At 63.9% G+C, this 19,917-nt stretch carries 20 protein-coding genes; 7 read left to right on the plus strand and 13 right to left on the minus strand.

The features are described 5' to 3' along the window. Window positions 1–26: 26 nt before the first annotated feature. Entirely contained in the window at window positions 27–599 is a 573-nt protein-coding gene (locus B7L72_RS13435) for a chorismate--pyruvate lyase family protein (RefSeq protein WP_081138554.1), read from the minus strand. Window positions 600–686: 87 nt separating this feature from the next. On the opposite strand from B7L72_RS13435, the gene B7L72_RS13440 reads away from it, so the two are divergent. The 4 genes from B7L72_RS13440 to B7L72_RS13455 all read left to right on the plus strand — a co-directional run bounded on the left by B7L72_RS13440 (window position 687) and on the right by B7L72_RS13455 (window position 3,577). Further along, window positions 687–1,871 carry an NAD(P)/FAD-dependent oxidoreductase gene (locus tag B7L72_RS13440; RefSeq protein WP_081194957.1) on the plus strand — a complete coding sequence of 395 codons (1,185 nt, stop codon included), beginning with the start codon at window positions 687–689 and terminating at the stop codon, window positions 1,869–1,871. 92 nt (window positions 1,872–1,963) lie between these two features. Next, the gene (locus B7L72_RS13445; RefSeq protein WP_016915488.1) at window positions 1,964–2,236 is read left to right on the plus strand and encodes an HU family DNA-binding protein; all 273 of its coding nucleotides are present in this window, start codon (window positions 1,964–1,966) and stop codon (window positions 2,234–2,236) included. Further along, window positions 2,236–2,592, plus strand: a complete 357-nt coding sequence (locus B7L72_RS13450) for a hypothetical protein (RefSeq protein WP_081194959.1) — start codon at window positions 2,236–2,238, stop codon at window positions 2,590–2,592. The genes B7L72_RS13445 and B7L72_RS13450 overlap by 1 nt, the downstream gene beginning before the upstream one ends. A gap of 46 nt (window positions 2,593–2,638) precedes the next feature. Next, window positions 2,639–3,577, plus strand: a complete 939-nt coding sequence (locus tag B7L72_RS13455) for a LysR family transcriptional regulator (protein ID WP_081194961.1) — start codon at window positions 2,639–2,641, stop codon at window positions 3,575–3,577. Here B7L72_RS13455 and B7L72_RS13460 read toward each other — a convergent pair. From B7L72_RS13460 to B7L72_RS13480, 5 genes are all read right to left on the minus strand, one after another. Beyond that, a complete protein-coding gene (locus B7L72_RS13460) occupies window positions 3,556–5,106 on the minus strand; it encodes an aldehyde dehydrogenase family protein (protein WP_081138549.1) in 1,551 nt (516 codons plus the stop codon). The genes B7L72_RS13455 and B7L72_RS13460 overlap by 22 nt on opposite strands. Further along, entirely contained in the window at window positions 5,103–6,008 is a 906-nt protein-coding gene (locus tag B7L72_RS13465; RefSeq protein ID WP_016915492.1) for an NAD(P)-dependent oxidoreductase, read from the minus strand. The genes B7L72_RS13460 and B7L72_RS13465 overlap by 4 nt, the downstream gene beginning before the upstream one ends. Before the next feature lie 97 nt (window positions 6,009–6,105). Beyond that, window positions 6,106–7,263 (minus strand): M20 aminoacylase family protein, encoded by a 1,158-nt coding sequence (locus B7L72_RS13470; protein WP_081194963.1) that lies wholly within the window; start codon window positions 7,261–7,263, stop codon window positions 6,106–6,108. A gap of 10 nt (window positions 7,264–7,273) precedes the next feature. Next, window positions 7,274–7,768 carry a hypothetical protein gene (locus B7L72_RS13475; RefSeq protein ID WP_081138548.1) on the minus strand — a complete coding sequence of 165 codons (495 nt, stop codon included), beginning with the start codon at window positions 7,766–7,768 and terminating at the stop codon, window positions 7,274–7,276. Next, the gene (locus B7L72_RS13480; RefSeq protein WP_081138546.1) at window positions 7,758–8,573 is read right to left on the minus strand and encodes a DUF3100 domain-containing protein; all 816 of its coding nucleotides are present in this window, start codon (window positions 8,571–8,573) and stop codon (window positions 7,758–7,760) included. Before B7L72_RS13480 ends, B7L72_RS13475 begins: the two co-directional genes overlap by 11 nt. Window positions 8,574–8,811: 238 nt before the next feature. Here B7L72_RS13480 and yccS point away from each other — a divergent pair, with 238 nt between their 5' ends. Continuing rightward, window positions 8,812–11,028 carry a YccS family putative transporter gene (gene yccS, locus B7L72_RS13485; RefSeq protein WP_081194965.1) on the plus strand — a complete coding sequence of 739 codons (2,217 nt, stop codon included), beginning with the start codon at window positions 8,812–8,814 and terminating at the stop codon, window positions 11,026–11,028. A 44-nt stretch (window positions 11,029–11,072) separates the two neighbouring features. Here the strand turns inward: yccS and recG are convergent, their stop codons facing one another. After that, window positions 11,073–13,151 (minus strand): ATP-dependent DNA helicase RecG, encoded by a 2,079-nt coding sequence (recG, locus tag B7L72_RS13490; protein ID WP_081194967.1) that lies wholly within the window; start codon window positions 13,149–13,151, stop codon window positions 11,073–11,075. Then, complete coding sequence (locus B7L72_RS13495) at window positions 13,148–14,077, minus strand: hydrogen peroxide-inducible genes activator (protein ID WP_016915498.1); 930 nt, start codon at window positions 14,075–14,077, stop codon at window positions 13,148–13,150. The genes recG and B7L72_RS13495 overlap by 4 nt, the downstream gene beginning before the upstream one ends. Window positions 14,078–14,227: 150 nt before the next feature. Here B7L72_RS13495 and B7L72_RS13500 point away from each other — a divergent pair, with 150 nt between their 5' ends. Further along, on the plus strand, window positions 14,228–15,109 hold the full coding sequence (locus B7L72_RS13500; RefSeq protein WP_026001903.1) for an SDR family oxidoreductase: 882 nt from the start codon (window positions 14,228–14,230) through the stop codon (window positions 15,107–15,109). Window positions 15,110–15,178: 69 nt separating this feature from the next. On the opposite strand, the gene B7L72_RS13505 is transcribed toward B7L72_RS13500, so the two are convergent. From B7L72_RS13505 to gmk, 4 genes are all read right to left on the minus strand, one after another. Beyond that, window positions 15,179–15,568, minus strand: coding sequence for a RidA family protein (locus B7L72_RS13505; RefSeq protein WP_016915500.1), 390 nt, complete (start codon window positions 15,566–15,568; stop codon window positions 15,179–15,181). Between the two features lie 95 nt (window positions 15,569–15,663). After that, window positions 15,664–17,796 (minus strand): RelA/SpoT family protein, encoded by a 2,133-nt coding sequence (locus B7L72_RS13510; RefSeq protein WP_081194969.1) that lies wholly within the window; start codon window positions 17,794–17,796, stop codon window positions 15,664–15,666. Between the two features lie 26 nt (window positions 17,797–17,822). Then, window positions 17,823–18,083, minus strand: a complete 261-nt coding sequence (gene rpoZ / locus B7L72_RS13515; RefSeq protein ID WP_016915502.1) for a DNA-directed RNA polymerase subunit omega — start codon at window positions 18,081–18,083, stop codon at window positions 17,823–17,825. Window positions 18,084–18,170: 87 nt separating this feature from the next. Next, a complete protein-coding gene (gmk, locus tag B7L72_RS13520) occupies window positions 18,171–18,803 on the minus strand; it encodes a guanylate kinase (protein WP_081194971.1) in 633 nt (210 codons plus the stop codon). Between the two features lie 117 nt (window positions 18,804–18,920). On the opposite strand from gmk, the gene B7L72_RS13525 reads away from it, so the two are divergent. After that, on the plus strand, window positions 18,921–19,616 hold the full coding sequence (locus tag B7L72_RS13525; RefSeq protein WP_081194973.1) for an extensin-like domain-containing protein: 696 nt from the start codon (window positions 18,921–18,923) through the stop codon (window positions 19,614–19,616). A gap of 15 nt (window positions 19,617–19,631) precedes the next feature. Here B7L72_RS13525 and B7L72_RS13530 read toward each other — a convergent pair whose 3' ends face one another. Continuing rightward, on the minus strand, window positions 19,632–19,883 hold the full coding sequence (locus B7L72_RS13530; RefSeq protein ID WP_081194975.1) for a hypothetical protein: 252 nt from the start codon (window positions 19,881–19,883) through the stop codon (window positions 19,632–19,634). Between the last annotated feature and the right edge of the window lie 34 nt (window positions 19,884–19,917).

The raw sequence follows: 19,917 nt of genomic DNA on the forward strand, positions 1-19,917 counted from the left end.
CCTCGTGAAAGAAACTCCAGAATAGCCTAGCGCGAGGGCAGGCTCAGCGCATCGGCCATGGTCGATAAAAAATACTCTTGAACCAGCAGCGACAACCCCGCGTGCTGAAAGACCGAGCGACGCCCCCACTGGCTACGCCCCTTGGCGGGGGCACCCCACGCCGTGAAGCGCGGGAGCGACACCGTGGCCTGCAACGGCCCGCGCACCAGGTCCGGCTGCTGAAACAACCAGCTGCCCAGCGAACGCTCGCCCAAGGCCCCCAGGCCTTTGCCCTGCAGCTGCTCCAGCGGTGCCACCGATCGCGCCACCACCCAGGGCGTGCCGTCGATGCACAGCGCCACCTCGCGTAGCCAGGCGTGGCGACGTGGAGCGATGCCCAGCGCCATGGCTTCGTCCTGAAACGGCAGGCCAATGGTCTGACGCAGCAGGCGTACGCGGAACTGGCTCGGCGCTCCGGCTGCCATCAGGCGCGCCGTCAGGGAGTCGGTCGAGGCCACCCATTGCCACCAGGCCGCACTCATGGCAGGCCGCGCAGCGGCAACCGGCCGCCAGTGGGGGGGTAGCGAAAACGCAGGGCGTGGCAACTCAACGAGCGTCACCTGAGCCTCCAGAGCAGTCAATTGGAAAGAAGGCTAGTGTAACATGATGGCTTGGCAGGCTTTTGTTCCTTACCCCCGGATAACGATATGCCCGATTCACACTTCAGCGAATCCCCACATGCCGAGCTGGTCATTGTCGGCACTGGCATGGCCGGTATTGGCCTGGCGCGAGCGCTGCGCCGCCAGGGAGATTCTCGCACCATCGCGCTGGTTAGCGCCGACCGTGGCGAAGAGTACAGCAAACCGCTGCTGTCCACGGGCTTCGCCAAGCGGTTGAGCCCCGAAAAGCTGGCGCAGCGCAGCGCAGAAGCGCTCGCCGACGAACTGAATGCCCAGCTCATGGCCCACACGCAAGTCGTCGAACTGGCGTTGGAACACCAGATGCTGCGCCTGGACAACGGCACCCTGCTCCGCTACGAGCACCTGGTGCTCGCCACCGGCGCGGCCCCGCGCACGCCGTTCCAGATACCCGATGCGCTGAAAGGGCGCTGCTTCACGGTCAACGACCTGGATGACTACCGCCGCCTGTATGCAGCGCTCGCCCAGCCAAGCCGAGTGGCGATCATTGGCGCGGGCCTGGTGGGCTGCGAATTCGCCAACGACCTCCATGCGGGCGGCCACCACGTCACCCTGGTGGCGCCAGAGAGCACCCCGCTGCCGCGCCTGCTGCCCGAGCCGCTGGGCCATGCCTTGGCCGAAACCTTTCGAACGGCAGGCATGCAACTGGTACTGGGGCGCACGCTGGACAGCCTATCCATGAATGCCGACCGCGACCTGGTACTGCAGCTCGACGGCGGCGAGCGCCATACGGTGGACATCGTCCTGTTGGCCACGGGACTGGCGCCCCGCACGGCGCTGGCCGAGGCCGCCGGACTCGCGGTCAGCGCCCGCGGTATCGAGGTGGACCGGCTGCTTCGTACTCACCAGCCCAACGTATACGCATTGGGCGACGTGGCCTGCATCGACGGCGTGAACGCCATGTACGTTCAGCCGCTGCAAGCCAGCGCCAAAGCGCTGGCGGCCACGCTGGGCGGCTCGCCTACCCCGGTAAGCTTCGGCGCCTGGCCGATCATCGTCAAAACGCCTCTGCTCCCGGTGGTGGCCTACCCGCCAGTGGGCACACCGCAGCACTGGCGAGTGGAGGGTCATGGGCAGGATTTGACGGCGCTGGCGGAAGATAAAGACGGTCGTTTGATTGGTTTTGCGTTGACAGGGGGCTGCGTGAGAAGGAAAGTGGAGCTTTCCAGAGCTGTCCCTGCCCTGCTAGGCTGATTTTCGCCGCCTTCACGACTAGGCTAAAGAAGCCCCGCTGGGGTGGGTTACCAACAACATTGACGTTTGTTTTTCACAAGGGAGATTCCTTCATGCGCAAACCTGAACTCGCCGCTGCCATCGCCGAGAGTGCTGACCTGTCCAAGGACAAGGCAGGCCAGGTCCTGAATGTCATTCTGGACGAAATCACCAACAGCGTGGCCAAAGGCGAAGACGTCACACTGATTGGCTTTGGCACCTTCACCGTACGTGAACGCGCCGCCCGTACCGGCAAGAACCCGCAGACCGGCGCACCGCTACAGATTCCGGCCAGCAAGAACGTGGCGTTCAAGCCAGGCAAAGCGCTCAAGGACGCCGTTTCCTAATGAAGCTTTCGCTGATGCTGTGGCTGTTGAGTTTCATGCTCAAGCGCGCCCTGCGCCGCAAGCCGCGCTTTCGTGAGCAGCTGGAACGCATGCGCGGCCTGGACTGGGGCATTGCCACAGAAGATTTGAGCACGGCACGCCACTACCGGATGACCCCCAAACGCATCACGTCCGGTAAAGGCCTGCCCGTCGACCTGGACCTGGAGCTGCGCTTTCGCGACCAGGAAGCCGCCCTGCGCATCCTCAGAAAGCCGACGCAACAGGCATTTCTGGATGGCATGGTGGCGGGTGACGTGCGCCTCGTCGGCGACTCTGCCGACATGAACAAGCTGCAAAAGCTGCTCAGATACTTGTAGCCCTTCAAGCTGGGCGCATTTTCGTCACGCGAGGTAGTACCAGGCGATGGATATCCCTCATCAGCGATTGGCCTACTTTCGCGTGACGCTTGAATCAGGCTCGGTGCGCCGGGCTGCGTCGCGGCTCAACATTGCCCCTTCCGCCGTCAGCCGACAGATTGCCCTGCTGGAAGAAGCCCTGGGGGCAACGCTGATGGAACGCCAGCGCGGCGGCATACGCCCCACGCCCGTCGGCGAGATGCTGCTGGAGTACTGCGAGCGGCGCAGCGCCCTCGACGAGAGCTTTATCACGTCCCTCGAAGCCTACCAGCGGCTGGAAACCGGAACGATTTCCCTCACCGTGGGCGAAGGCTTCGTCAGCGACCTGGTGGCTTCTCCCCTGCATGAATTCACCCAGCGCTATGCGGGCATCCAGCTGGATATCCATATCGCGGGCACCTCCGGCATCATCGATGCGATTGTCGAGGATCAAAGCCATATCGGGCTGATGTTTCACGAGCGTACCCATCCGCAGCTGCGCTTCTGGGCCTCCAGCCCACAGCCGTTGATGGCCATTCTGTCGCCGCATCACCCCTTGGCCGAGCAGCCCCACCCGCTCACCCTGGCTCAGCTCAGCACCCAGCCCATGGCCATGTGGGACACCACCCATGGCGTGCGCCAGATGGTCGACCAGGCGTTTCAACAGGCCCGCCTTGCTCCGCGCATGACCATGAACACCAACTCGATGGTGATACTGGCGCAATACGTGCGCAGCGGCATGGGGGTGACGCTGCTACCGGCGTTTGCGGTCGCCCACGATCTGGACATCGGCAGCCTTGTCGCACGCCCGGTAGACGACCCGCTGTTTCAGCGCTCCCAGGCCCACATGGTCACCCGGGTGGGCCGCCAGCAGCCCAAGGCCAGCATCCTGCTGCTGCGCCACCTGCAGCGCTGGATGCAGGCCTTTCGGGACCCGGCATCGAATCAGCCGACACCGCTGCCGTAGCCAAACGCCACGCTGGCCTCGGGTGCGGTTTCCACCCAGACGCTTTGCGGCACCGTGTACTCGCGCAGGCCGTCCAGACCGCTGGAGCGGCCAAAGCCGCTGTCGCCAAAGCCCCCGAACGGCGACATCACGCTGATCGCCTTGTAGCTATTGATCCATACCGTGCCCGCCCGCAGCTGCCCCGCCACGCGATGCGCTCGGGCCACGTCCTGGCTCCACACGGCACCGGCCAACCCAAACCGGGTGTCGTTGGCAAGCCGAACGGCCTGGGCCTCGTCATCGAATGCCATGGCGATCAATACCGGGCCAAACACCTCCTGCTGGGCAATCTCCATGTCAGGGGTGACATTCACCAGCACCGTGGGCGCGATAAAATAGCCCTGGGCGTCGTCAGGCAAGCCATCCGGGCGTTTGCCCCCCGTCAGCACGCTTGCCCCTTCCGCTTCAGCGGCCTCGATCATGCGCGTCACCTGCTCGAATTGACGGCGATTCTGCAGCGGCCCCATGCGGGTAGCTTCATCGCTGGGCAGACCCACGTGAATCTGCTCCGCCGCTCGGGCCAGGCGGGTGGTGACCTCCTGGAAGACCGAACGCTCGATCAGCAGCCGCGAACCCGCCACACAGCTTTGGCCCGCCGCCGCAAAGATGGCCGCCTGGGCGCCAGCCACCGCTTCATCGAGCTTGGCATCGGCGAACACGATATTGGCGGATTTGCCGCCCAGCTCCAGCACGCTGGGCACCAGGCGCCGTGCCCCCGCCTCGGCGATCAGGCGACCACTCTGGGGCGAGCCGACAAACACCAGCTTGCTGATGGCGGGGTGGTCGGTCAGCGCCGCACCGGTGGTTCTGCCCAGCCCGTTGACGATGTTGATCAGCCCTTTGGGCAGGCCGCCGCTTTCCAGCCGCTGGGCAATCACCACCGAGGTGAAAGGGGTCAGCTCGGAAGGTTTCAGCACCACCCCATTGCCCGCCGCCATGGCCGGTGCCAGCTGCCAGGCACAGGTGAACATCGGCGCGTTCCAGGGCGTGATCTGCCCCACCACCCCATAAGGCACGTGGCGCACGTAGTTAAGATGCGTGGTGGGCACCGGAATCACTTCGCCGTGCTGCTTGTCGCACCAGCCAGCGTAGTATTCGAACATCTCGCGTACTTTGCCCACTTCGGCCCGGCAGTCGCGAATCGGCTTCCCCGCCACCACGCTTTCCAGCTGTGCCAGCGCCTCTTCGTGGCCCTCCAGGCCCCGTATTGCCGCGTTCATTCGCCGCCCGCGCTCGCTGGCCGTCAACGCCATCCACTCGCGCTGGCCCCGCTGCGCGGCTTGCGTGGCGCGCTCGATGAGCGCCGCACCCGCATCGCGGTAGCTGACCAGCGCCTCCCCCGTCGCCGGGTTGATCAGCGTGATCTCTTCGCCTTCTCCGGCCACCAGATCACCATCGATCCAGTTGCTCAACGGCGTTTTTGCCGCTAACCCAAAGCCGTTCAGGAGGGCGGCAAGCTGGTCGCTGGCGTGTTGGCTGAGTGGGCTCATGAGTGGCTCTCCGTTTGGCGGGCACAGGCAAGAATCGGCGTGGTGATATGGTTGAAGTCGTCGCTATCGGCGGGCTGCTCCGGGCTTGCGTGCCAGGCATTCACCACCGCCTGCAGCAAGGCAAGGGGAATACCCAACTGCTCAGCGGCGTCCCGCGCCAGGCGCAGGTCCTTGCGCATCAAGCCGGTGGTAAAGCCCGAATCGAAGCGTTCGCTCAGCACCCACTCGGGGAAGTTCACCTCGCTGATGGCGCTGCGCCCCGAGCCACTGTTGATACCCGCCAGGCAGGCGGCAGGCTCGACGCCTGCCTTGGCGGCCATGGCGACGGCTTCGGCGGTCGTGAGCAGGTGCGCCGCACACAGGTAGTTGTTGGCGAGCTTCACCACGTGGCCGCTGCCCGGGCCGCCCACATGGGTGCGCTTGGCCGACATGGCCTCCAGCATCGGCATGACTCGCTCCAGGGTGGCATCATCGCCGCCCAGCAGCATGCCCAGCGTGCCGTTGGCGGCGCCCTTGGGGCCGCCGCTGACCGGGGCATCCAGCCAGTGAAGGCCCGCTGCGGTGACTTTTTCGGCCAGCTCGCGGCTGACGGCGGGGTCACTGGTGGAGGTATCGACGATCACACTGCCCTTGGGGGCCAGGGCGAGCAGGCCAGGAGAGGTTTCGATCACCTCGCGCACGTGGGCAGAAGTAGGCAGCGAGAGCAGGTAGACATCGCTGGCAGGCAGGGCATCCGGTGCCACCACGGCCAGGCCCAAGCCTGCGAGCCTTTCCCGCGCGGCCTCAAACAGGTCACTGCCCGTGACCTCGAAGCCGGCGGCCTGCAAGGTCAGCGCCATATTGCCGCCCATCTGGCCCAGGCCTATCACGGTAATCGATAAAGCGTGTTCGGTTTGCGACATCATCAAACTCCTTGGCATGCCATGAAACACTGAATGCGGGGTAGACGCTCCCCTACCCAGTGGGCATCAGAGAGCGAATGGATGTATTACGTCATCGTCAGACGAGCAGTGCGTTGACCAGCGCTACCCAGTAGCGCGTTCCGAGCGGTAACAGCGCATCGTTGAAGTCGTAGTGGGGGTTGTGCAGCGACGGCGAATCTTCGCCGTTGCCCATCCAGATATACGCACCTGGGCACTCGGCCAGCAGGAACGAGAAATCCTCGGAGGCCATGCTGGGCGGCGGGTTGCGCAGCACCTTGCCTTGGCCAAGCAGCCCCTCCAGCACCGTGGCGCAGTGCTGGGCATGCGCTGGGGTATTGATCGTGGCGGGGTAGCAGCGCTGGTAATCCAGTTCCACCGTCAAGCCATGGAACTCGGCCAAGCTGGCAATGGCCTGCTTGAAACGTGCTTCCAGGCGCTCTTTCAGCGCCATGTCGAAGCAGCGCAGCGTGCCGCGCAGCGCCACCTGCTCGGGAATCACGTTGAACGTGTCTCCGGCATTGATGCTGGTGATGCTCAGCACCGCCGACTTGTCCGGCGGCGTTTCACGGCTCACCAGCCCCTGCAGCTGGCTGATCAGCTGGCAGCTCGCCAGCACCGTATCGGTGCCCAGGTGGGGCATCGCCGCATGGCAGCCTTTACCGGTCAGCGTCAGGCTGAAGATGTCGAACGCGGCCATGACGTCGGTATCGTGCACCGCAGCGACCCCCACCGGCAGCCCGGGCCAGTTGTGCAGCCCGTACACGGCATCCATGGGGAAGCGCTCGAACAGGCCGTCCTCCACCATGGCACGGCCACCGCCCTCGTTCTCTTCGGCGGGTTGGAAGATGAACACCACCCGCCCCTTGAAGTCGGGCTGCTGCTTCAGCGCCCAGGCCGCTCCCAGCAACATCGTGGTATGGCCATCGTGGCCGCAGGCGTGCATCTTGCCCGGCGTCTGCGAGGCGTAGGCCAGCCCGGTCTCTTCGCGGATGTCCAGGGCGTCGATATCGGCCCGCAGGCCGATGGTCTTGCCTTCCCCCTGCTGGCCATCCAGAGTGGCCACCACGCCCGTGCCCGCCAAGCCCGTGGTAACGTCGAAGCCCCACTGGGTGAGCAGCGACACGATACGCGCACTGGTGCGGTGCTCCTCGAAGGCGGTTTCGGGGTGCTGATGGAAATCCTGCCGCCAGGCGGCGAGTTCAGCGCTGTCGGGTATGGTCACTGACGCAGCCATGGTTCACTCCTCAAAGCATGATATGCGCGACGACGGCAGAGCCGATGAACGTGCCGGTGAACACCAGCAGCGCCACGATGACCAGCTTCCAGCCGGTCTGGCGGAACATGCTGAACTCACGGCCGGTCAGCGCCAGCCCGGCGTAGGCCAGTACCGGCGTCACGACCGCCAGGAAATTCACCGCCGCCAATTGCGATACGATCCAGGCGCTCCCCGGAAACGAGGGCAGTGTGACCAGAATGCTCACCAGGGACACCCAGGCCACGCTGGGCAGGTAGAAGGGGCACAGACGCCCCATGACCAGGCCAATGATCACCAGCCCATAAAGAATCAGCATGCCCGGCAGCGCTTCCAGCAGCGGCGCACCGTTGACGGTATTGCTGAACCAGGCCGCCACGCAGACCGCTGCCAGCACCAGTGCGGTCTTGCCCAGCTGGTTTTCCGGGCGCAGCTCTTCCAGCGCACTCTTGTCCAGGGGTTCTGTGGTCATCTCGTTAGCCTTCATGTTGCGTCTCCTGGCGGTTACCGGTCAGGCGCTTGTACATCCACTCGGTGACGGGCAGCGCGATAAAGAGGGAGATATACAGCCCGGTGGCATAGGTCAGCAGGTTGCTGGCCCCGGCAAAGGCCAGCAGCTCGTCCCGCGAGGCTGGCACTGCTTCGGCGAGGGCGGCCGAACACGCCGCGACCATGCTGCCGCTGCCCACCCCACAGGCCATGGCCAGGGCACGGATATCGAGAATGTCCAGCGAAGCGATATAGCCCGCCATCAGCGCGAAGTAGAGCGTGCCGAACATGGTGCCCACCACGTAGACACCCATGACGCCGATCCCTTCCGGGCTGCGCAGGCCATAACGATCCGAAATGATGGCAATATTGGGCTCACGAGCAATCGAATAGGTGGCACCGACCGCTTCACGGCCCATTTTCAGCACCAGCACCGCAAACGGCAGCGCCAGCAGCATGGTGCCCAGGTTGCCCAGCTCCTGAAGGATCAGCGCAGGCCCGGCGGCGATGATCTGCTCGATGGCAGGGCCAATGGTAGAGCCAAATTTGGCGATGAACGGCAGAATAGCGATCAGAATGATGGGCCCGGCCGCATGGCTGACCGGCTTGGGAATGACCTTGCCCATCGCCGAAAACAGATGCGGATTGAGCAGCACGCCGATCACGAAGGCGTAAAGCAGCGGGAGTAATAAGAGCGTTCCTGGCCCCAGCGGCATGCGTACGATGCCTATCCATTCCGACAACATCGACGTCACGATCACCGTGAGGTGCAGACGCCAGTCCAGCAGCAGTTTGAGATCCATGGGAGTGATCCTGTTTTTTTTAGAGTCACTCCGAGTATCGAAAGGTTACTGTTCCAATCATAGCGATTTTGTGCGCTACTTTTTAGAACACCCAAGCGAATAAACGCTTGGCCAACGCCCAGCGTTGGTTGACCTGCGCCAGATAGCGACAGCGGCGCCGAGTTGGCTCTATACTCGAACACGACCAAAGTCTAACAACGTTACAACACCACACTTTCGAGGTCCGCTTAGACACACCATGCCCATTTCACTACCCTTACGCCGCCTCTGGACACTGGATAAGTTCGCCTACAGCCTGAGGGTCTTCATCGCCTTCAGCGGCGCCTTGTTGATGAGCGGGCTGATGGGCGACGTGGCCCTGGTGATCCCGCTGTTTCTCGGCATCATCGCCTGCGCGCTCTCGGAAACCGACGACAGCTGGCAAGGGCGGGCACAAGCCCTGGCGGTCACCCTGCTGTGCTTTGCCTCGGCCTCGTTCGTGGTGCAGTGGCTATTCCCCTGGCCGTGGCTCTTTGCCGTGGGGCTGGCAGTCTCCACCTTTACGCTGATCATGCTGGGCGCCATTGGCCAGCGCTACGCCACCATTGCCTCGGGCACGCTGATTCTGTCGATCTACTCCATGATCAACATCGAGCAACACGGCGGAGTGGATGAGGACGTGGCGGCACGCCAACTGCTGCTGCTGGGCGGCGCGGCCTGGTACGGGGCAATTTCCGTGGTCTGGTGCGCGCTGTTCTCCCGTCAGCCGGTCAAGCAGAGCATGGCACGGGTGTACAAGGCGCTGGGGGAGTTCTTGATCCTGAAATCGGCGCTTTTCGAGCCTGTACGCGGGGTCGATGTGGAGGCCCGACGCGTGGCGCTGGCCCGCCAGAACGGCCAGGTGGTGGATGCCCTGAACCAGGCCAAGGAGATGATCTTTCGCCGCCTGGAGGGCCAACGCGGCAGCCGCAAGCTCAACCGCTACCTGCAGATCTACTTCATTGCCCAGGATATCCACGAGCGGGCCAGCTCCACCCACTACCCTTACAGCGCGCTCACCGATGCGTTTTTCCATCACGACGTGCTGTTTCGCTGCCAGCGCCTGCTGGACCAGCAGGGCCGTGCCTGCCGTCAGCTGGCCAAATCGCTGCTGCTCAATCGCCCGTTCAGTCACGAGCAGAGCGAGCAGGCGCTAGCCGATCTGCGCGCCTCCATCGAGAACCTCCGCGAACGCGGCAAGCCCGAGTGGCGGCCCCTGATTCGCCCGCTGACCGCCCTGGCCGACAACCTCACCACCCTGGAAACCCAGATTGCCAGCGCCCATAACCCTGCCGCCGATGAAGAGCGCCGCGACAGCGCCCTCTACGACCGCTCGCCCTCCAGCCTGCTGGAAGCCTGGAAGCGCGTGCGGCTCAATTTCACGCTGGGCTCGCCCACCTTTCGCCATGCGGTACGCCTGACCACCGCCCTGCTAGTGGGCTATGGGCTGCTGCAGTGGCTGGACCCCAAACAGGGTTTCTGGATACTGCTGACCACGCTGTTCGTGTGCCGCCCGAATTTTGCCACCACGCGGCGCTTTTTATCTCAGCGTATCCTCGGCACGGTGCTGGGCCTGACCGCGGGCTGGATGTCGATCAGCCTGTTTCCCCAACCGCTGGTCCAGAGCATGATCGCCGTGGTGGCGGGGGTATCCTTCTTCGCCAATCGGGAAAAGCACTACGTGATTGCCACTGCCTCCATCACCCTGCTGGTGCTGTGCAGCTTCAATCAGGTGGGGGATGGCTTCGATCTGATCTGGCCCAGGCTGTTCGATACCCTGATTGGCTCGCTGATTGCCGGGCTGGCGGTGTTCTTTATCCTGCCGGATTGGCAAGGGCGGCGGCTCTACCTTGAGGCGGGCAAGGTGCTGACCAACCATCGTCACTACCTGGACGAGATCGTGCACCAGTACGAAGAGGGCAAACAGGACGACCTGGCCTACCGCCTGGCCCGGCGGAATGCCCACAACGCCGATGCGGCGCTCTCGACCCTGCTGACCAACATGCTCCACGAGCCAGGCCACTACCGCAAACAGGACGCCGACAACGGCCTGCGCTTCCTGGTGCTCTCCAACACGCTGCTCAGCCACCTTTCGGCGTTAGGCGCACACCGTCATCGGCTGGCCGATGACGAAGACGACGCCACCCTGGTACCGCTGGCCAAACGCATCAGCGCCCTGCTGGAGCAGCTGGCCACACAGCTGGACAAACGCCTGCCGGTGGAGCCGCTGGCCGCCCAGGCCCAGGAGCTGCTGGCCCTGCTGGCCCTGCTGGAAGAGCAGAGCAATACGCTGGATGAGAAGGCCATGACCCACTACCGCCCCATCCAGAGCCAGCTGCGTCTGATCGCCGAGCAACTGGGGCCGCTCAGCGAGGCGGCTGGGCGACTGGTGGCGCCCGGCAGCCTTCAAGCCGACGCGGCTGGAGCGCTACGCTAACTCTCGCACACCGGCCTCTTACACCTGCAGCCTCACACCGGCCCTCACACCTGCCCGTAGCGCCCGGCGGCTTCGCCCAGCCAGCGGCGCACCAGTACCGCGGTGACTTCGGCGTTGCCCTGGAGCGCCTGGGCCAGGGCGGTGACCCGCTCCAGCTGGTCGGCATCGCGCTCCAGGTCAGCGATTTTCATCTGGGCGAGGCCGGTCTGTCGGGTGCCGAGCACTTCGCCGGGGCCGCGAATTTCCAGGTCTTTTTCGGCAATACGGAAGCCGTCGGTGGTTTCGCGCATCACGCTGAGCCGCTCTCGGGAGCTTTTGGACAGCGGCGCGTGGTAAAGCAGCACGCAAAAACTTTCGGTGCTGCCCCGCCCAACACGCCCGCGTAGCTGGTGGAGCTGAGAAAGCCCCAGGCGCTCCGGGTTTTCGATGATCATCAGGCTGGCATTCGGGACATCCACGCCGACCTCGATCACCGTGGTGGCAACCAGGAGATCCAGCTCGCCGGTCTTGAAAGCCTCCATCACCTCGGCTTTTTCAGCGGCCTTCATGCGCCCGTGTATCAGCCCGATGGCCAGCTCCGGCAACGCCTGGGTAAGCTCGTCCCGCGTGACTTCCGCCGCCTGGCACTGGAGCACTTCGGACTCCTCGATCAGCGTGCAAACCCAATAGGCCTGGCGGCCATCGCGGCAGGCATTGCGGATACGCTCGACCACTTCCGGGCGGCGCTCGTCCGAGACCACCACGGTCTTCACCGGCGTGCGCCCCGGCGGCAGCTCGTCGATCACCGACACGTCCAGGTCGGCGTAGGCGCTCATGGCCAGGGTGCGGGGAATCGGCGTGGCGGTCATGATCAGCTGGTGAGGCGTCAGCCCACCGGCCTCCCCCTTTTCACGCAGGGCGAGGCGCTGGTGCACGCCAAAGCGGTGCTGTTCGTCGATGATCGCCAGCCCCAGGCATTGGAAATGCACATCGTCCTGAAACAGCGCGTGGGTGCCCACCACCATCCGCGCTCGGCCATCGGCGATGGCGGCCTTGGCATCCAGCCGCGCCTTGCCTTTCAGCTTGCCCGCCAGCCAGGCGACGTCGATGCCCAGTGGCTCGAACCATGCCTTGAACGAACGATAGTGCTGCTCGGCGAGAATTTCCGTGGGCGCCATCATGGCCGCCTGGCAGTTGCCCGCCAGCGCCGAGAGCGCGGCCATGGCTGCCACCACCGTCTTGCCCGACCCCACATCTCCCTGCACAAGCCGCAGCATGGGCGCCGGGCGTGCCAGGTCGAGGGCGATCTCCTCCAGCACGCGGCGCTGGGCTCCGGTGAGGGCAAACGGCAGCTGTGCCAGAAAGCGGGTTTGCAGGCTACGCCCGGAGGGCAGCGTCGGCGCGCCATCGGCCTGAATGCGCAGGCGCACTTCCCGCAGGCTAAGCTGATGGGCCAGCAGCTCTTCCAGGGCGAGCCGCCGGGTGGCGGGGTGAAGCCCCTGGGCAAGCTGCTCCAGATCCACGTCCGGCGGTGGCTGGTGCAAGAGCTGCAGGCTGGCATGCAGCCCCGGTAGCTGGAAGCGCTGGCGCAGGGTGTCGGGGATCACGTCCGGCAGCGTTTCAGGGGCTTGCGCCAGCAGGCGCAGCGCCTGCTGGGCCAGGGCCCGCAGGCGAGCCTGATGCAGCCCCTCCGTGGTGGGGTAGATGGGCGTGTAGTACTCCTCCACCGGGGTGTCACTGCTGCCGCTCAGGCGATACTCCGGGTGGTAGATTTCCAGCCCCGTGGCCCCTGCCCGGGCTTCGCCGAATGCACGCACGGTGGCGCCGGGGCGCAGCTGTTGTTGCTGAGCCGGAGAGAAGTGAAAGAACCGCAGGCTCAGGATGCCGCTCCCGTCGCGCAGCCGCACCAGCAGGCTGCGCCGCCGCCCCTTGACCACGTCGCTGGCGGTCACTTCCCCTTCCACCACCGCCTCCTGGCCCGCCCGAAGGTGGCCTATCGGCGTCAGCCGCGTACGGTCCTGGTAGCGCAGCGGCAGGTGAAACAGCAGGTCGCTGACGCGCTCGACTCCCAGCCGCGCCAGCTTGATGGCCAGCGCGTCGCCTACGCCCTTCAGCGCCGTGACCGGAGCAGCCAGTTCACTCATGAGTCCGTGTGGGCCTTGTGGTCCGGTTGCTGGCACTGGCCAATCGCCTGGGCCAGGGCATCGATGGCCTTGGGCCTAGGGAAGCTTGCGCGCCAGGCAATCGCCACCGTGCGCGAAGGCGCAGGCTCCACGAAGGGACGGCTGACCAGCATGGCGTTTTCGTACTGGTCGGTGCCCAGCGCCGACTGGGGCAGTACGGTAATGCCCAGCCTGGAGGCCACCATGTGGCGAATCGTTTCCAACGAGCCGCCTTCGGCAATCAGGGTGTTGTTGGGGCTGTTCAGCTTTTGGGTGATGGCCGGGCAGGCTTCCAGAATCTGGTCGCGGAAGCAGTGGCCTTCCCCCAGCAGCAGCAGGCGCTCTTCCAGCAGGTCTTCCTTGTGGATGGCTTCACGCGCTACCCACGGATGGCTGGCGGGCATCAGCACTTCGAAATGCTCGTCATAGATCGGCTTGGTAACTACATCGGTTTCGGTGAAGGGCAGCGCCACGATGATCACGTCCAGCTCGCCATTGCGCAGCTTGGCGCGCAGCGTGCCGGTCATGCCCTCTTCGATGTACAGCGGCATCTGTGGCGCAGCGTTGGCCAGCGCAGGCACCAGATGGGGAAACAGGTAGGGCCCAATGGTGTAGATGGCGCCAATGCGCAGGGGGTTGGCCAACTGGTCCTTGCCTGCCTTGGCCAGTTCGAAAATCAGCCCACTCTGTTCCAGAACGCGCTGCGCCTGCGCAACGACCTTTTCACCCAGCGGCGTTACCTGTACGGTGGACTTGGAGCGCTCGAACAGCGCCACTTCCAGTTCGTCTTCCAGTTTTTTCACCGCCACCGACAGGGTGGGCTGTGAAACGTGGCAACGTTCAGCGGCACGGCCAAAATGGCGCTCTTGTGCAAGGGTTACGATGTAGCGTAGTTCTGTTAAAGTCATGGTGGTGCCAGTGGCATCCTCTCGTTGCAGCTCGTGACTGGTAATCGTAATTAGCGAGATGGAAAAGGACAGACAAGCCCTATTGAAGATGGCACATCTCATAGGGACTTTGTATCTAATAGGGAATATTTATCAAGAGGGGTGAGCAAGGTGAAGCTAACGGTACTGATTATCGGCTGTGGAGATATCGGCGTCACGCTTGGCAAGGAGCTGCTGGACGAAGGGCACCGCGTGATCGGCGTGCGCCGCCAGGCCGATGCACTGGCCAACACGGGCATCGAGCCGCTGGCCCTGGACCTTAACGACCTGGAGGGCGCACCCGCCAACGCCTTGCCCAGCGCGGACTACGTCATTTACACCGTCAGCGCCGACCGTTTCGAAGAGAGCGCCTATCAAAGCGCTTACCCGGACGGCCTGAAACGTGTGCTGAGCGTGCTGGAGCAGCACGACACGCCGCCCAAACGGATCTTCTTCGTCTCTTCTACCAGCGTTTACGGCCAGCAGGAAGGCGAAGTGGTCAACGAAGAGAGCCCCACCAGCTCCACCAGCTTCTCCGGCACCCTGATGTGCGAAGCAGAACAGGCGCTGCTCAACCACCCGCTGCCTGGCACCGTGGTGCGTTTTTCAGGTATTTATGGCCCGGGGCGTGACCGCCTGATTCACCAGGTGGCAGAAGGCCGCATTGCCGCCGTGACGCCGGTGATCTACTCCAACCGGATTCACCGCGACGACTGCACCGGCATCCTGGCGCACCTGATTCGCTGTCAGGAGAGCGGTACGCCGCTGGCAGACCTGTACCTGGGCAGCGACTGCGAGCCGGTGACCATGCACAACGTGATGGCATGGCTGGCGAAACAGCTGAAGGTGGAGTCCACCGAGACCATGCAGTCCCCCCTGCGCCGCCGGGCCAGCAAGCGCTGCGACAACCGCCGTATTCGTGAAACCGGCTACACCTTCCGCTACCCCAGCTACAAGGAGGGGTATCTGCAGGTGCTCAAGGAAGGCGGGTTTCTGGAACTGCAAAAAGCCTGACGCTATCGCGTAAGAGCAAAAAGCGAGCCCCACGGCTCGCTTTTTACTGTGCTGTATCAGGCCTTGGCGTTAGTCGCCAATCACCATGACCGCTTCGGCTTCTACCTGGCTGCCCTTGGGCAGCGCCTTCACGCCCACCGCCGCACGGGCCGGGAACGGCGTGGAGAAGAACTCCTCCATGACCTTGTTGACGATGGCGAAGTTGTCCAGGTCCACCAGGTAGAGGTTGAGCTTGACGATATCGCTCAGCGAGCCCGCCGCCTCTTCGCACACTGCCTGCAGGTTGGCAAACACCTGACGCGCCTGGGCTTCGAAATCGTCAGAGACCAGCGCCATGGTGTCCGGGTCGAGGGGAATCTGGCCCGACAGATACACCGTGTTGCCCGCCTTGATGGCTTGTGAATAGGGGCCAATGGCCGCCGGGGCTTTCTCGGTGTTGATAACCGCTTTATTGCTCATTACGTCTCTTGCTCCTGTGAGAATACATCGATGGATGATGATCGCCACGGCTGACGCCGCCAGCCTGACGGGCCAGCGGCGGGTACCGGGTCGTTTTAATTGGCCATACGGGTAATCTTGCCGACGTTGGGCAGGTTGCGAATCCGCTTGATGATCCGCGCTAGATGGACTCGCCCTTTCACCGACAGGGTCAGGTTGACCGTCGAGAGCCGTGCGTCACGCTCTTCGATGCCGATCCGCTCGATGTTGGCGTCCGCATCGGTCACCAGCCCGGCCAGCTCGGCGACCAGGCCACGGCGGCTTTCGATCTCGATACGCAGGGCCACCGGGAAGTCTTCGTCGATATTTTCCGACCACTCCAGAGCAAACAGCTTTTCCGGGTCGTTCTTGCGCTCAGAGAGGTTCTTGCACTCACTGCGGTGCACCACCAGCCCCTTGCCCACAGAGAGGTGTCCCACCACCGGGTCGCCCGGCAGCGGGTGGCAGCAGCGCGCAAAGTTGATCACCATGCCTTCGCCGCCGCTGATGACCACTGCCTTGTCGCTGTTGTCGGCCAGCGTCTTGTCGAAGCTCTCGCCGTGGGCCACGTCCACCAGCCGCCGAGCCACCACGTGGGCCATACGATTGCCCAGCCCCATCGACTCCAGCAGCGCATCCATGGAGCTGGCATCCAGCTCTTTCAGCGCCTGTTCGAACACGCTTTCGTCCAGCTCTTCCAGGCTGGTCTCGAAGGGGGCCAGGGCCTTGTTGAGCAAACGGCGTCCCAGCATGATGGCTTCTGCCTGCTGCTGATGCTTGAGTGCGTGACGGATGGCCGAGCGCGCCTTGGCGGTGGTAACGAAATTCAGCCACGCCAGGTTGGGGCGCGCGCCGGGCGCGGTGATGATTTCCAGCGTCTGGCCGCTTTCCAGCCGTGTCGAGAGCGGCGCCAGGTGGCGGTCGATTCGGCAGGCAATGCAGTTGTTGCCGATATCGGTGTGCACGCTATAGGCAAAATCGATCACCGTGGCCCCTTGGGGAAGCTCCATGATGTCGCCTTTGGGCGTGAACACGTAGATATCATCCGGGAACAGGTCGTTCTTGACGTGCTCGATGAACTCCAGCGAGTCTCCCGCGTGGCGCTGCATCTCCAGCAGCCCCTTCACCCAGGCGCGGGCACGGGCGTGGCTGCCTTCGGCAATCGGATGCGCGGTCTGGCCAGCCTTGTACAGCCAGTGGGCGGCAATGCCGTTGTTGGCCATGGCTTCCATTTCGCGGGTGCGGATCTGCACTTCGATGGGCATGCCACGCTGGCCGAACAGCGTCGTGTGCAGGCTCTGGTAGCCGTTGGCCTTGGGAATCGCGATGTAGTCCTTGAAGCGCCCGGGTACCGGCTTGTAGAGGTTGTGCACCACGCCCAGAATCCGGTAACAGCTGGCCACGTCTTCGGTAATGATACGGAACCCGAAGACGTCCATGATCTCGGCAAACGGCTTGCGCTGGTCGCGCATCTTCTTGTAGATCGACAGCAGATGCTTCTGGCGACCAATCACCGTGCCCTGCAGCGCTTCGTCATCGAGGCTCTGCTGTAGCGAGGCCTGGATTTCACGCATGGCGCTGCGACGATTCCCTCTAGCGCTGGCCACCGCACGCTTGATGCGCTCGGCCCGCATGGGGTGAATCGCCTGGAACGAGAGGTCTTCCAGCTCCACACGAATGGTGTTGATCCCTAGCCGCCCCGCAATACGGGCGTAGATTTCCAGGGTTTCCCGGGCAATGCGGCGCTTCTTGTCGGGCCGCAGGGCCCCCAGAGTGCGCATGTTGTGCAGCCGGTCGGCCAGCTTGACGATGATGACGCGGATGTCCCGCGACATCGCCAGCACCATCTTCTGGAAATTCTCCGCCTGGGCAACGGCCTTGTCTTCGAAGGTGATCTGCGTCAGCTTGGAGACGCCATCCACCAGCTCGGCCACCGGCTTGCCAAACTGGGCGGCCAGGGCTTTCTTGGAGACGCCGGTGTCTTCGATGACATCGTGCAGCATGGCGGCCATCAGGCTCTGATGGTCCATGTGCATGTTGGCGAGAATGTTGGCCACCGCCAGCGGGTGGGTCACGTAGGGCTCGCCCGAGCGACGGCGCTGGCCGTCGTGGGCCTGCTCGGCGTAATAGAAGGCGCGCTTGACCTGCTGGATCTCGTCCGGGGGTAAGTAGCCGCCGAGTCGGTCGGCCAGGTCATCAATGGTGAACATGTACCGCGCCCCTGATCGGTGCTAGCTTAGTCGTCGATTTGAGCGCTGGGCGTCATGGCAGGACGCGCCCGCACCGGCGCTTCGACCGGCTCATCCAGAACCGTATGGTCGACCAGGCCTGCGGCGATCTCACGCAGCGCCATGACGGTCGGCTTGTCGTTTTCCCAGGGCAGTTGGGCATCACGGGAGCCACGCGCCAGCTGACGGGCACGCTGGGTAGAAATCATCACCAGTTTGAAGCGGTTTTCTACGTTTTCGAGACAATCTTCGACGGTTACGCGAGCCATGGAGCCATCCTGTAATAACGACGCCGGGCCGGCAGGGCTGAAAACGCCGCCGACCCAGCGAGAAAAGTAGTCATACGACCTGCTAGATTACTCGACGCCAGGCGTCTGTGACAAGAGCGCAGACAGCAGGGGAGCATGACGCTGCTGCATGGTGGCCAGGGTCAAGCGGTGGCTGATTACCAGCGACTGCAGTTCCTGCAACGCCGTGGTGAAGTCATCGTTGACCACCAGGTAGTCGTATTCATCGTAATGGGACATCTCACTGACGGCATCACGCATGCGCCGAGCGATCACCGCGTGCTCGTCGGTGCCACGGCTCGACAGGCGGCGCTCCAGCTCACTGCGCGATGGCGGCAGAATGAAGATCGACACGGCGGAGGGCATCTGTTCGCGAACCTGGCGCGCGCCCTGCCAGTCGATTTCCAGAATCACGTCCTGCCCGGCATCCAGCCGCGTCTGCACGGCCTGACGTGACGTACCGTAGTAATTGTCGAAGACTTTGGCATACTCAAAGAAGTCGCCGCGGGCCATCATGGCCTCGAACTCGGGAATCTGCGTGAAGTGGTAGTTCACGCCGTTCACTTCGCCTTCGCGCTTGGCACGGGTGGTATGAGACACCGATACCTGAATGCCATCCAGGCTCTCTATCAGCTCGCGAACCAGGCTGGTTTTACCCGCCCCAGAGGGGGCAGAAACGATATAAAGCGTACCCTGGGACATGCAGCGCTTCCCTTGTTGATCAGAAATGGGCGTGGGTGACGGCCTACGCCAATAGCGCAGTATCGCATACCCCTGGCAGGGACTGTAGGGGTTCAAGAACACCACACGGAGGTCACCATGCGCGCACTCTTCTTCCTGCTCCTGCTGGTCGGGGTTGGCGTTGCCATCTACAAGGATGTCATCGTCATCCCGCGCCACTGGGCCCCCTGGGCACCGCTGCACGTGGACGACCCGATCACGCCGGTCACCCAACTCAAGCTCAAGCGCCTCAACGACGACCGTGAGGCCTGTCTGGCCGCCCTGGACACCGTCCCCGAGGGCGGGCTGAGCTACACGCCGCTGGCCGACTACTCCCCCACCGCCAGCTGCCCGCTGAGTAACGTGGTGCGTATGCAGTCCAGCAGCGTGCGCTTCAACCAGAGCTTCGTGGCCACCTGCCCGCTGGCCTTGGCCTGGGTGATGTACGAACGCCACGCCCTGCAACCGGCTGCCGAAGCCATCATGGGCAGCCCGGTCGCCCAGGTGGATCATGTGGGCAGCTTTGCCTGCCGGAATGTCTACGGACGCGAAAGCGGTCGACGCAGCGAGCACGCCACGGCTGAAGCCCTGGATGTGGTGGGTTTTCGCTTCGAGAATGGTCGTCAGATTACGCTGATTCGCGACTGGGACGACGAGGGTGAGGCAGGGGAGTTCTTGCGGGCAGCGAGGGATGGTGCCTGCGATACCTTCGGCAACGTGCTGGGGCCGGATTACAATGCCGCGCATGCCGATCATTTCCATCTGGGCATGCGCGGTTTCAGGCTGTGCCGCTAGTGGCCTGTGCCAACGTCAGTCGAGGCTGATGTCCTCTTCATCGGTCAGGGCACCGGTCGCAGCACCTGCGCCTGCACCAATCACCGCGCCACGGCCAACGCTTCCGCCAGTGGCCGCTGCTGCGCCAGCACCGACGGCGGCACCTACGCCTGCGCCGCTGGTGGCGCGCTCTCCAGTGGTTGCGCCACAGCCCGCCAAGGCCAGGGTCAGCGCCGCGATGGCACTCAGGGTCAAGCTACGCGAGACGTTCAATGATGGGCTTTGCATGGGTCACCTCCTTATGGGTTGCATCTTACACCCT

Origin of the sequence: Halomonas sp. BC1 (genome assembly GCF_002078135.1) — a bacterium.
In the GTDB taxonomy this organism is placed as follows: Bacteria; Pseudomonadota; Gammaproteobacteria; order Pseudomonadales; family Halomonadaceae; genus Vreelandella; species Vreelandella stevensii.